The sequence below is a fragment of the Qipengyuania sp. L-5Y genome, from assembly GCF_056859455.1.
On the sequence record NZ_JBSXOM010000032.1, the window covers coordinates 270,518 to 283,442 of the forward strand.

Sequence of the window (12,925 nt, forward strand, 5' to 3'; positions counted from 1 at the left end):
TATGCCTAATGCGTCATCCAACGGCCATGCCACAGGCTGAAACAGATGCAGTTCCAAAGATGGAAGCCCCAGTTGCGCCGGCCCGAACGGTGTTCAGCCCACAGCTTGCTTACCTTATCGCTATCGAAATAACCTACCTGATCCACCTTGGCAGCGGCCAGATGTTCGTCGGCCAAGTTGCGAAGTGGACCTCGTAGCCATTCGTTGAGAGGCACCCCGAAGCCGCGTTTCGGCCGGTTGATCATGTGTTCCGGCACGCGCCGCGCAAGCAGCTTTCGCAATGCCATTTTCCCGATCTCGCCATTTTGCGTCCGCAGGCTCGCAGGCATTCTCCATGCGGTCGAAATGAGCTCATAATCCAATAGCGGCGCGCGAACCTCCAGGCTTGCCGCCATCGACGCACGATCCACCTTCACCAGAACATCATCCGGCAGGTAACAGATTGCGTCTAGATACATCATCTGTTCCAACTGGCCGAACCCTGGAGGCACAGGGCTTGTGATCAAAGGACTGGAACTTGCCGCTCCCTCCCCCGTCCATTGCGAGTTGAATTGTTCGTAGCGATGGCGGAAGTCGCGCTGACCGACAACCGCGAGTATCTTTTTCATCCGATCACCGCTCAATTCTTCCGCGTGTACTGCGGAGGTAAGCCGCCCGGCCGCTTTGGAACCGGCATCGACCAGCCACAACGGAGCTTTGTCAAACGCCTGCCATGCTGCGTTGGGCAACCGCTTTGCCAGCCGCTCCATCGCAAGCATACGCGAGTAGCGTTTATAGCCGCCGAAGAATTCGTCACCACCATCACCGGAAATTGCGACCGTGACCTCGGACCGGATCAGGCGCGAGATCAGCAAGGACGGGATCTGGGAAGGATCGGCAAATGGTTCGTCGAAAATTTCCTGCAGCTCACCAACAGCGCCGAGCGCCGCATCAGGATCAAGAGGCAGTTCGGTGTGATACGATCCGATATACGCGGCAAGTTCTGCCGCATCGGCTGTCTCGTCGAACTCGCTTTCTGCAAAGCCGACCGTAAAGGTCTTTGCGCGACCACCCAGCTGTTCCTGCATGACGGCGCACACAAGACTGGAATCCACCCCGCCAGAGAGGAAGGCCCCTACGGGGACGTCTGAAACCAGGCGCCTTTCAACCGCCGCGCCCAGTTGATTTTCGAGCGCATCCAAAGCCTCGGACTCATCTCCGAACCGAGCTTCCGCCCCTTCTCGTGCCGCGTCGTACATGCTCCAGTACTGGACTGCTTCCTCGTGAATTGCCTCCGGATCAGGCGCCTTCCCATCGATCGAGAAAACGAGATAGCTCGCAGCCGGTAACTTTCCGACATGGCGGTAAATCGACAATGGCGCCGGCACATAACCCAGCCGCTTATATTGCGCTGCGGCGCGAGGATCGATTTGCAAATGGCTGAATTTCGGATGGCAGCGGAGCGCCTTCAATTCCGATCCGAAAGCAAGTGTGCTGCCGCTGATGCCGATATAAAGCGGCTTCTTTCCCAGGCGATCGCGCGCAAAGGCCAGTTGTCGTGTCTTTCGATCGTAGATCGCCAACGCGAACATACCGTTGGCCCGCCCGAGCGCCCCCGCAAGACCGAAATGCTCGACCGCCTCGAGAAGAACCTCCGTGTCGGACGTTCCCCGGAAATCCACACCGAGCGCGGTCAGTTCGTTTCGTATGGACTGAAAATTGTAAATTTCGCCATTGAAAACGATGACATGGCGACCGGACGCCGATTCCATCGGCTGCGCACCGGTTTGCGATAGATCTATGATCGCAAGGCGGCGATGCCCCAGTCCAATCCGACCTTCCGCTTCCAGTGCGGAGCCACCGGCGTCCGGTCCACGGTGCGTCAGGGTATCCCTCATGCTGTCAAGCAGGCGGAGAGGATCAGCACATCGCTGACGATCAAAATCCAGAAAGCCAGCAATTCCGCACATACCGCTAGCTTAGGTGCGCGTATCTACGTTGCGAGTGCGAAAATGGGTATTTAAAGGGGAGAAAGTGGAATGAGCAGCGGGATGTGCTTCTGCGGTTAAAGCGAGGGCGCCGATCGCAAGAGGCTTGCAGCTTCGCCGATTACCGACGTCCTTTGAATCTCTTCCAGGCAAGCCAGGATTTGCCGGGATTCTGCGGCGTAATTCACGCTCATCCGGTCGACCTGCTCAATGATCCGTCCAGCATCCGGATCCCTGATATCGAACACATATTCGTCCTGCTGGAAGTGAGCCGCCAAGTCGATATATTTGCTTGCCCAGCCGAGGATGATGGCCGGTACACCGCTCCGGTAGGCGAACACCACCGAATGATAGCGGGAGGCAACGACGTATTTGAAGCGACCGATGATATCGATCAATTCCGGGCTGGAGTATTCCCCACTTATCAGACCTACCTTGTCCCTGTTTTCCGTTTTGCCGAGGACGCTTTCGACCAGTCTGAAGTCGGCAGTGGAGGTGTTGAGAATGAACACCCGCTCGCCTGCAGTGGTCAGACGGTCCAGCATGCGCGAATAGAGGTCCAGCACCGCATCGGGGTTTCCGATCCTGAATACATTTTCGTTGATGATGAAGCCCACGGATCCCGGGGGCGGATAGCTTACTGTCGCGGCATCGTAAGAACTGAGGATGTCGCGCGCTTGCGGAAATACCTTCTCGCGGATCACCATATCTGCCGACAACTCGACATTGCCCAGCCCGAGAGACCGTAGACACCCATATCCCTCACGCTCGCGCGCGTAGATGCGCGTGCAGTAGTCCAGTTCCTCCCGAACCTCGTCGAGGAATGCCGCATCATCGTCCTCACCCCAGTCGAAAGGGCCGAAGCTCTGGGGCATCAGGATGATCTGTTTCTTATATTCCCTCGCGATACGGATCGTCTGAAGAAGCAGCCTGCCCCCACCCTTCCCCCAGCCGGATCCCAACGTGTACCCGCTCGCATCGAAGATAGCGTCAGCGTCTCGCAGAGCGCTGTCCATCTCGGTAATCTTACCGGACCACTTTCCAGTCTTCCGCCACATGCCCGCGAACCTCGCCAGGACATCCCCTAGCCAAGGCACACGGTTGAGCCGGTATTTGAAAACCAGGCGCGTGAAATCGTCATATGGAAATAGTTCGAACTGATACTGAGCGGGGTCGTCGTACTTATTGGCAAACCCGACGACCTCACAGCCCGGATAGATGGACTTGAGCCCGTAACAGAGCGACAGGAACATCGCTTGAGAGCCCTTGTTTCGCATCTGAACGCCGGTCACGATGAACTTTTTCATATTGATTGAAGGCCTTCTCAAAATTCCGTTCACCCCGAGAGATGAGGGTTCGGGCGTGTTTCCACCGACCGAAGTGGTCTCGTGCCGAGCAACTTCTGCTCGATTTCAGCCAGCTGGCCTCGGCACCATCCGGCTCCGTCTAAAATTGCAGAGCTGTGGTATTCCGGCGGGCGTGAAGCTGGCACAGCCAGAGCTACCAATCGCTTTGACCGATCACATTTGGGAAAAGCGATTAGTCCTTTATAGCCGCCGGCATACGTTGGCGGCCGCCCGAACTCTCACGCCACTTTCGCCTGATCCGGAGAGCTGTACCAATGGCTGAGCGGCTGGCCACTCATCCGTTCCAGAGCTTCAATGGAGGGAGCGTAATAATCGCTCAGACGCTGTCTGAGTTCGTCGGTGAGCGGTGGATATTCGATCTCGGTTGCGATGAGGCCTCTCGCCGCCTCGAACGCGGGCGCGCCCCGCAATGGACGAACGATCGGCTTAAGCCAATCCAGCCGCTTGCGCAGGCGCCCCGGTACGAGCGGGGTCGTCTTGTCCTTCACCTTTGATTGCGACTTTACAGCGAGCGGACGTGGCGAAAGCCCAAGATGGGCGCGCACCTGTGTCAGCTGTGCCTTCGGGCTTTTCGAGACGCCTTCGAAAAACAGGATGAGCATCCTCTCACGCCCGAATAAATCGATGAACCGCTCGAGGTGCGAAGCGTATCTTCCGGACTTCAGGATCTGCTCGCTCTCCCCGAGAGAGGGGTTCAGATATTTGTCTATGTCGCCCCCGACCTGTCCCCGGCGATACAGCATGCAATAACTGGAGTAAGCCCGTTCTACCGGATGCCGAAGCTGCGCGATCAGTTTCGCTTGCGGGACGTCACGGTGAAGTCGTGCAGCGGCCTCCGGGACATAGAGATACGAGTTCGATTTCTCGCCAACAAGCTTGTCCCGCCGTCCTTCAGCGAATTGCGACAGGTACCAGTCTGTTCCGCGAGCATATTCCCTCGAGAAATAATGAAGTTCCGGGTCCGGCATGTAGACCGAAGGATCGGACTGCAGCTGTGTTTGCAGCCATGTCGTCGCCGATTTTGCGGCGCCGATAATGACGAAATCGATGTCCTTTAACTGCATTGCCTGCCCTAACCTTTGCCCATCGCGCTGGCCGCTGGATACCAACGCATTCGACGAGACGATGGAAGTGCAACCTGAGCCTTCGGACGGAAAGTCAGACTGCACCCTTCATATGCAACTGGCGCCGCACCTTCCCAGGAAGATGCACCATTAACGCTAGTCATGGGCACAAACCCGATCAAGGCAGGGCGATGGCGATCCAGGCGCATCGACTGACCCGCCTACCCGCGCCCGGCGCAAAAGATATGCTCAGGAGCATCCGCGCCGATCAGTGCATCACTTTCCTAAGCAGTTGAGAAGTGGCATTTTTATACCCCTTCTCAGTGGGCCGAAGCCTTCGATCTTGGTTCGTAGTTTGGCCGCTTAAGGCTTCGAGATCGTCATCTGACCCGTTTGCAGTACCTCTGATGAACCCACGCCATTCATCGTGACCAACGCGATATACCGATGCACCTCTTTCTCAACGAAATGAAGTTGGGCATCGCATCGGCATCACTGTCGGCACACCGTCAGTCGGACGCCGGCCAATCGCTATCGCTTTGGGAATGTAAAAATAGGGCGGATTTGCTTTGATATTTACCGATCCGATATTTTTATTTGTATTCCTGCCGATCGTATTGGTCGCTTTCTATGCGACAGCTTCGTACTTCGGACGGAATTACGCGCTCGCCTTACTCTTCGTAGCGTCGATAATATTTTACATCCCTCACTCGATGACGTCGGTCATCCTCTTGCTGATCGCGCTGGCGGTAAACTTCTCGGTAGCAATGATCATAACGAAGATGGATGATCAGGATAAAAACAGGCGTTCAACATATTTGTTCGGCCAATTTTATAACATAGCCTCCCTCTGCTATTTCAAATACAAGATTGTCACCCTTTTGTTGGGGCCGAAATCCGGTCTCATCGTGGACATCGCAGGCATAGCAATTCCTGCGGGAATATCCTTTTACACATTCCACCAGGCAGCATTCCTGGCCGATGCATATGCCCGCGAGAAGAATGTTACGCAGTTCTTGGGAAGACTTGGATCGATCAAGTCAGTATTTTCGGCATTTTGTCGCTACGGCGCTTTTGTGAGCTTCTTCCCCCAGCTGATCATCGGGCCGATCACCTATCTCAGCGAGTTCAATCCGCAAATTCAGTCGAAGCGGTTCTTGAGGCTCAACCCGATCGATCTCGCCGTTGGATTGACCTTCATCTCGATCGGGATGTTCAAGAAGGTAGTTCTGGCTGACAATCTTGCACCGACGGTCGACGTCGTCTTCAGCGCAGCGAATGTAGGTGCGGAAATTCACCCGGTTCAGGCCTGGATCGGTGCACTTGCCTATATGGCCCAGCTCTACTTCGATTTCTCCGGCTATTCGGACATGGCGCTCGGCCTCGCCCGCATGTTCGGATTGCGATACCCGATAAACTTCTTCTCGCCGTTCAAAGCCAACGGGATCATCGATTACTACCGCCGATGGCACATGACCCTCACGCGCGTGATCGCTCGGTTTCTCTACACGCCCCTATCGGTCGCGGGAACGCGCTACAGCATGTTCAACCGGCTTGCGCCCATTCCGGCTCACTTGCTCAGCCTGTGGCTTCCAATGCTCGTCAACTTCCAGATCATCGGCCTATGGCACGGTGCATTGTGGACCTTTTCCGTTTTCGGACTCATGCACGGATTCTGGTACGCGCTCGAAACCGAAGTTCGGGCGTCGAAATGGTACAAGAGCGTTCGCAAAACCACTTCGCCGCTAGTCATCGGGTTCATCGAAAGGGCAGTCTTCTTCTTGCCACTTTGCCTTAGCCTTGCGATGTTTCGTTCGGAAAGCGTCGCGGGCGGCTTTCATCTGTTCGGGCAAATGTTTGGTGCATCGTTCGATGCCCCTTCCGCTTTCAACATGCGCGAACCTGTCGTCACACTCGCCGTGGCGTTTTCGATCATCTATCTTTGTCCAAACAGCGTAGAACTGATGCGCCGATATCGCCCTGCGATCATGACCTACGACAACAAGAGCTATGGGCCAGCCTTTCTTCGCGAGCTGTGGCGTCCCGGATGGATACAGGCGGCGGCTATTTCCGGACTTGTCCTCGCGTCGCTCTACTACGTGTCACGGCAGCCACCATTCCTGTATCAGGGGTTCTGAACCATGGCCCGGCCAGAACACTTCGCAAGCGTCGCTGAATCGCCGCCTCCGCACTCGGCTGGGTTCAGGCTGACAGATACTCGCTGGCGAGCAGCGCGACCGATGATTCTGGCCGCCGCTCTCATTACTTTTCTATATCTATTGCTTGCGACCGTCGTCATCGCAGTCGATCCGCATAATGTTTATCGGTGGGGTGCAAATCCTCGAATTGAGCCTGACGACACACCCAGAGACATGGTCATCGACTGGATCGACGTTGCTACGAAGGATCCTTCTTTCAACACGTTCCTCGTAGGGAGCTCAATCACGGCGATGTATTCGCCGGAATACCTGAAGGCAATTCTTGGGCCTGAGACGCGCGCCGTAAACCTGAGCTATGGCGGCCCCCGCCCCAAAGATCGCGACCTGGTCCTGGATCGGTTAATCGACAACCCAAGCGTACAACACGTCATCCTTACGTTTGACTGGACTTACATGGTGGGGCCCGACGTTGCGAACTCGAGTTTCCCGACATTCCTGTACGACGGGGACATCACCAACGATCTACGGATGGTGAACCTTCCGACAATTCGGAAAACGTTCGAAATCATGAGCGGGAAGCTGACCTACGATAATCCGGACGATGCGGAATATCAGACCTTCGTGAAGAACATGTATGTCAAATTCCAGCGGCCGAGCGAGATTGCCAAGCTAGGTCGCATGATTGAGCGCAACCGCAAAGACATCGACGCGAAAAGCGGAAAAGACTGCCACAGCTTTCGGTCTGTGAACGAACAACTCATCCCCGACGTGCGGTCTCTTTCTGAGAGAGGAGTCAGGGTCGATATCCTGTTCCCGATAGAGTCTTACGCTTTTTATTATGTAAGGCAGAACGACATCAGTCCTACACTTCTCGATGAGCAAATGATTGCGCGGCGCTGTCTGGTAAATGCCGTCAGTGATTTATCTGGCGTCAGGGTCTTTGCATTAGATGGCGACCCCACGGTGGCGGGGGACCTCGCGAACTTTCGTGAAGTTGGCCACGCGTATGATCCAGCGATTTTGCAGCGATTTGTTTCTGCGATGAAAACCGGAAAAGACCGGATAACTCGGGCAAATTTTGCAACCTACGAGCGCGATATCCGCAATGCGGTAAAAGAATATCGCATCGCGAACAGCTTTCCGATCCACGAAAATTAGGCCCAGATCGTCACGAAAAGGTTTCCCAGATGTCCGATCAGAATGTCATTCTCGAAAAGATTACAGCCATTATTCGTGACCTGTTCGACGAGTATGACGGGCCGGTAACCATGGAGACGACTGCGAACGATGTGGCGCAGTGGGATAGCCTGTCGCACGTTCGCCTGATGGTGATGATCGAAATGGAGCTAGGAGTACATTTCAGCACATCGGAGATGCAAAGCTTCAAGAATCTGGGGGATCTGGTCAACGCGGCCGCGAAGCAGGTCGGATGACCTCCGAAAATTTCCCTTGGCGACCTCCTCTTTCTTCTAACTGGGGGGAACGGCTCAAAATTTTCGAGGCTGCGCTCATCGAGGGCCGCGATCTCGACTTTCACGCGGTCAGATCGCTAGCGGGTCAGCGACTTACCACCCGTGAGCAACTGCGGCTTGAACGGTTTGCGAACAAACTGCTCAAGTCGGACATACCTAGCCCGACTTTTGCCCCTGTTTCGATAGGTCTGCTTGGAAATAGGACACTTAGCTATCTACCTGCCCCCCTGGCCGCTGCGGGTCTGGCGCGGGGCCTTGCCATATCGTCAGTCGAGGCGCCCTACGACAGCGTTGCAAGTTACGCTTATTCGCCTTCGGACTGCTTCGGTGAGCCTCTGGATGCTGTGCTCGTTGTACTCGATGAAACCGCCTTCGCGAACAAGCGCCCAATTCTCGACCGCGCCGCAGAGGAGGAAGCTGTCGCAGCCGCTGAAGACCTCTTTTCTGCGCTTGCCGCCGCCACCTTGGAAAAGTCACAATGTCGGCCAATCTTTGCAACCCTTCCAGCCGCACAACAGGTTTCATCGGCTGAACTGGCCACACCTGGTACCAGCGCGCGCTTCAGACATCTGGTCAACCTCAAGCTTGCCAAAGGGGCGATGCTCGGCAAATGGCTGATATGGGATCAGGCCGCACTGGCCAGCCGCGTAGGAATTGAAAACTGGCTCGATCCGATCCGTTACCATGCAGCCAAAATACCGTTTCGTATCGAAATGTGTCCTTTAGCATCGGACAGCATCGCCGCGGTATTAGCTACAATGAAAGGCAAGTCCGCGCGAGCGCTTGTCCTTGATCTTGATAACACCCTGTGGGGCGGAGTGATCGGCGATGATGGGCTGGCAGGCATTAGGCTTGGCCAGAATTCGCCTGAGGGAGAGGCATTTGTCGCCTTTCAGAACTTCATTTTGTCCTTACGCGATCGTGGTGTGGTTTTGGCTGTTTGTTCGAAAAATACTGACGAAATTGCGCGCGAGCCTTTTCGAAATCATTCGGAAATGGTCCTCAAAGAGAGTCACATTGCGGTCTTCCAAGCCAACTGGAACGACAAAGCTACCAATATCCGGTCGATTGCCGAGACCCTCGGTCTGGGCCTTGAGTCGCTGGTCTTCGTTGACGACAATCCTGCCGAACGCGAGCGAGTGAGACAGGAATTGCCGATGGTATCGACCATTGAGGTCGGCGAAGATCCTTCCTTCTTTATCGAGAGGATTTCGCAGTCGGGACTGTTCGACCACCTGCCGCTCAACACGGAAGATATTTCGCGGGCCGAAAGTTATGGGGGCCGAGCGGCAGCAGCCGAAGTGCGCGCAAAAATCGGAAACTACAGCGACTATCTGTCGTCGCTTGAAATGCGCATGACGATCAAGCCCTTCGACGGTGCCGGGCGCAGTCGCGTCACCCAGTTGATCAATAAATCCAACCAGTTCAACCTGACGACCAAACGATATGGCGAACAGGATGTTCAAAGAATAGAAGAGGATCCGGATCAGCTTGCATGGCAGGTTCGCCTGGAGGACAAGTTCGCGCAGCATGGCATGATCGGTGTGATCATCGTGCGCAAAGATGGTGCGGCTTGGACGATCGACACTTGGCTGCAATCGTGCCGGGTCCTTGAACGCGGTGTCGAGCAAACCGTCATGGATGCCCTCTTCGACACGGCAAGGCGGGCCGGCGCATCAACAGTACATGCGCGATATGTTCCCACAGATCGAAACGGAATGGTTTCGCAGTTCTTCCCCGCCTTCGGTTTCGATATTGTCGAACGCTGCGATGACGGTTCGATCACCTATTCTCAAGAGGTCGACCAGTATGCGCCGCATACGACATTCATCGACGTGAGCATCGCCGACTGACCTGCGAAGGCGGAAGCTTTGCTTGGTATGCACGGAACCGCTTAGTGCCTCCGAATTGCGTTCAAAAACCTACAGCTATGATGACCCTTAGCTCTGGTTTCCTGGTCCGCTCGCCGTGTGCTCGGAAATGCCACGTTTCGTGGTCAGATAGGTTGCAAAGCTTCCCAGCCAGTGGCTGCCTTCGTAATTCTCCGCACTGATCGCGGCGATGCCAACCTCACGATGCCGATCGGCAGAAGCCTCGAGTGCGGCGCGCCGCGGGTCTTCTGGAGGCAGAGCCGACAGGATCCCTTCCATCGCCCACGCGCGCGACAGGTTGACACCATCAAGATGGACGAGCTTGCCGTCGGTAGGGTCACGCACAATGCCGGGTTCCAGCCAATCCGCCGAACCATCCGTGGGTATGTCTGGCAAAAATCCGCTGAGCCACTCGGCGAAGCGGTCGGATGGCATGACCCTGCGCATCAGATCCGCTTCCATCAAACAGGGAGAAAGAAAATCCTCGCCAGAAGGTTCATATCCGATCGGGCAATCGCGATCCCCTTCGTGGAATTCCAGCGATTTCGCGACCAGCAACTGCTCCAGTTCGGTATTGCCGACCTGACGGGCGTAATCGAGCATCAGGCCGAACGCGAACGCACTTTGATTGTGAGTCCCGACACGAATGGGATAAGCGAGATTGGGAAGCCAATTCATCATGTTGGCTACGATCGAATTTTCGAGTGACCGAAGATTCTCCCGCCACCTCTTCATCTGAGGATCGTCGCTCTCGTCCAGCTCGGCCACCAATTGCAGAAACCACGCCACGCCATACGGTCGCTCGAACGACGCGCGATCGCCGTTGGTATAATAGCTGAGCTCACCGGCCATATTCTGTTCGGTCAAGCTGCGATCGAGTGCGGCAAGGATCGCTTCGCGCATGGGCGTGTCCGGGTCAGTGCGCGCTAATCTGGCGAGCAGCCAATGCCCATGCACCGAACTGTGCCAATCGAAACATCCGTAAAATGCCGGCGTGAGTTGGCTGGGCGGAAGCGCGTCGGCATCGCTTTCCAGAACGTGCGAGATCTTGTTAGGGTATTCGCGATGGACGCAATCAAGTGCAAGCAAGGCAAATCGATCAGTCTGGCTGTCTGCGCGAGGCGCTGGAAATTTCCTTGCCTCGGTCGCATCATCAGCCTCGGGTGAGCAAGCCACTAACAACAAACCCAATAGCGAACCAATTGCAATTCTACGCATACAACTGCGTATCCGCTTTCCTAGCCTTCGCCAAGCGTCCCAAAACCATTCAATCTGGATAAATGGTAGCGGAGGAGGGACTCGAACCCCCGACACGCGGATTATGATTCCGCTGCTCTAACCACCTGAGCTACTCCGCCCCGAAAGGCATGCCGGGGCATTTGCTCGCTCGGCAGGCGGCGCGTTTAGGGCGGTCCGGCCACCGGGTCAACCGCGCAAATGTGCTACATGTGCGATTTCCGGAATGGGCCTCACGCAAACAATTTATCTTCGGTCACAACGGGCCGGCAAGCCATCTGTTTACCAGCTAGAGACGGCCATGTCCGCGGAAGTCGAACCCTTTCACCTTCTCCCAGGGTCCCCCTCGATACCGGAAGAGGTCAACCCCCGTGAACTGGAAGGCTCGGTGCTCGATCGTGCCCGCCAAGGCTGCTTGCAGTGCCTTTGCTTCCTTGCCGCTGACTTTGTTCTGGATCGTCACATGCAGGCGTGGGCGATGCTGATCCTGTTGCGTCAACAGGCCATTGAAATGGTCGGCAATCAGTTCGCGTAGTAAAAGCATGTCCGCACTGATCAGTTTGACGGCCGTTCCCCGCCCCAGCGACATTATGCCTTCGACATGGCCATCGATGGGCGCAAACTCTGCTGCCAGGCGCCTGAGATACGTGCACGCCTCCGCTTCGCACATGGCCGGCAAGGCGTGAAACAGCGTGACATGAGCTTCGAGATAATTGCGTTCTGCAGGAAAATGGGCCTTGCGGAGGGCCGTATATCGGGCGTGCAGATCACGCGGCAGCCGGGCCGTGACAATCAGAGGCGCTTCACCTTCGGTGTTCACATTTCCCCACGCTGGCGGCGGATTTCGAACCACTTGGCTACATTGCGATTGTGCTCGTCCAGCGTTTGGGCGAATGCGTGCCCACCAGTGCCGTCGGCCACCATATAACGCGCAGACGTCTTTGCCGGATTGAGCACGGCAGCAATGGACTCGCGGCCCGGATTTGTAATCGGCCCCTTCGGCAATCCCACCATCGAATACGTGTTATAGTCGTTGATGGCGGCAATTTCGGATTGCTTGATCCGTCGGCCCAACGGCCGGCCCTTCGTAATCGGGTAGATGATCGTGGGGTCAGCCTGCAGCAGCATCCCATCCTTCACGCGATTGGAGTAGAGGCCGGCGACCATGCGCCGTTCTCTGGCGACGCCGGTTTCTTTCTCGACGATGGAGGCAAGTGTCACGGCTTCCTGAATGGTATCGACAGCGATATCGTCGGCGCGCTTGGGCCAGGCTTCGGCGAGATAGTTCTGCATTGCCGCTTGCATGCGTGCCAGCACGGCGCCGCGGGATTCGCCGCGTTCATAGTCGTACGTATCGGGAAGCACCGAGCCTTCGACCGGGACAGGGATCTCTCCGGTCAAATTTTCTTCTGCCATCAGCCGGTCGTGAACCATGACGGAAGGCAATCCTTCGGGAATGGTCACGAACCGCCTTATTACCTCGCCATGCTGAAACGTATCGAGGATTTTCGAATTGCTGGCGCCTGCAGGCAAAAGAAATTCGCCAGCCATGATCGGATCGGACGATCCGAATATCTTGGCGCGCAGCAGGAAGCCGCGTGGGTCGGAGATCAACCCTTCATCCGCCAACTTGTCAGCCACAGACGTCAGGCTGGCCCCAGACGGGACGATGAAATTCGTATCATCCTCGACCTGGGCACTGCCCCACCAGCCCGACAGGAACCAGATAACGCCAATCGCCAGGACGAGCGCCAATACGCTGGTTAGAAGGCACCCGGCCTTCTTCACG

General features: G+C 56.1%; 10 protein-coding genes and 1 tRNA gene. 4 read left to right on the forward strand and 7 right to left on the reverse strand.

All coding sequences use genetic code 11. The annotated features are described in order from the left end of the window. Window positions 1–5: 5 nt before the first annotated feature. The 3 genes from asnB to AC13F2_RS14940 form a co-directional block, all read right to left on the reverse strand. Window positions 6–1,949, reverse strand: coding sequence for an asparagine synthase (glutamine-hydrolyzing) (gene asnB / locus AC13F2_RS14930; RefSeq protein WP_482965677.1), 1,944 nt, complete (start codon window positions 1,947–1,949; stop codon window positions 6–8). A gap of 95 nt (window positions 1,950–2,044) precedes the next feature. Continuing rightward, entirely contained in the window at window positions 2,045–3,274 is a 1,230-nt protein-coding gene (locus tag AC13F2_RS14935; protein WP_482965678.1) for a polysaccharide pyruvyl transferase family protein, read from the reverse strand. A 278-nt stretch (window positions 3,275–3,552) separates the two neighbouring features. Then, entirely contained in the window at window positions 3,553–4,398 is an 846-nt protein-coding gene (locus tag AC13F2_RS14940; RefSeq protein ID WP_482965679.1) for a sulfotransferase family protein, read from the reverse strand. Window positions 4,399–5,015: 617 nt separating this feature from the next. On the opposite strand from AC13F2_RS14940, the gene AC13F2_RS14945 reads away from it, so the two are divergent. From AC13F2_RS14945 to AC13F2_RS14960, 4 genes are all read left to right on the forward strand, one after another. Then, entirely contained in the window at window positions 5,016–6,536 is a 1,521-nt protein-coding gene (locus AC13F2_RS14945; protein WP_482965743.1) for an MBOAT family O-acyltransferase, read from the forward strand. Between the two features lie 102 nt (window positions 6,537–6,638). Beyond that, window positions 6,639–7,715, forward strand: coding sequence for a hypothetical protein (locus tag AC13F2_RS14950; protein WP_482965680.1), 1,077 nt, complete (start codon window positions 6,639–6,641; stop codon window positions 7,713–7,715). Between the two features lie 29 nt (window positions 7,716–7,744). Next, window positions 7,745–7,990 carry an acyl carrier protein gene (locus tag AC13F2_RS14955; RefSeq protein ID WP_482965681.1) on the forward strand — a complete coding sequence of 82 codons (246 nt, stop codon included), beginning with the start codon at window positions 7,745–7,747 and terminating at the stop codon, window positions 7,988–7,990. A gap of 503 nt (window positions 7,991–8,493) precedes the next feature. After that, window positions 8,494–9,882, forward strand: a complete 1,389-nt coding sequence (locus tag AC13F2_RS14960) for an HAD-IIIC family phosphatase (protein ID WP_482965682.1) — start codon at window positions 8,494–8,496, stop codon at window positions 9,880–9,882. An 87-nt stretch (window positions 9,883–9,969) separates the two neighbouring features. Here AC13F2_RS14960 and AC13F2_RS14965 read toward each other — a convergent pair whose 3' ends face one another. From AC13F2_RS14965 to mltG, 4 genes are all read right to left on the reverse strand, one after another. Next, on the reverse strand, window positions 9,970–10,989 hold the full coding sequence (locus AC13F2_RS14965) for a DUF2891 domain-containing protein (RefSeq protein ID WP_482965683.1): 1,020 nt from the start codon (window positions 10,987–10,989) through the stop codon (window positions 9,970–9,972). Window positions 10,990–11,181: 192 nt separating this feature from the next. Beyond that, window positions 11,182–11,258: transfer RNA gene (locus AC13F2_RS14970), tRNA-Met, on the reverse strand. A gap of 167 nt (window positions 11,259–11,425) precedes the next feature. Then, window positions 11,426–11,956, reverse strand: a complete 531-nt coding sequence (locus tag AC13F2_RS14975; protein WP_196845909.1) for a 2'-5' RNA ligase family protein — start codon at window positions 11,954–11,956, stop codon at window positions 11,426–11,428. Then, on the reverse strand, window positions 11,953–12,924 hold the full coding sequence (gene mltG, locus AC13F2_RS14980) for an endolytic transglycosylase MltG (protein ID WP_196845908.1): 972 nt from the start codon (window positions 12,922–12,924) through the stop codon (window positions 11,953–11,955). Before mltG ends, AC13F2_RS14975 begins: the two co-directional genes overlap by 4 nt. Window position 12,925: the final 1 nt, after the last annotated feature.

Coding starts and splice junctions, on each gene's coding strand:
- AC13F2_RS14940 (WP_482965679.1), bottom strand. CDS start 4,398: ATGCAGTTAAAGGACATCGATTTCGTCATTATCGGCGCCGCAAAATCG.
- asnB (WP_482965677.1), bottom strand. CDS start 1,949: ATGTGCGGAATTGCTGGCTTTCTGGATTTTGATCGTCAGCGATGTGCT.
- AC13F2_RS14955 (WP_482965681.1), top strand. CDS start 7,745: ATGTCCGATCAGAATGTCATTCTCGAAAAGATTACAGCCATTATTCGT.
- AC13F2_RS14935 (WP_482965678.1), bottom strand. CDS start 3,274: ATGAAAAAGTTCATCGTGACCGGCGTTCAGATGCGAAACAAGGGCTCT.
- AC13F2_RS14950 (WP_482965680.1), top strand. CDS start 6,639: ATGATTCTGGCCGCCGCTCTCATTACTTTTCTATATCTATTGCTTGCG.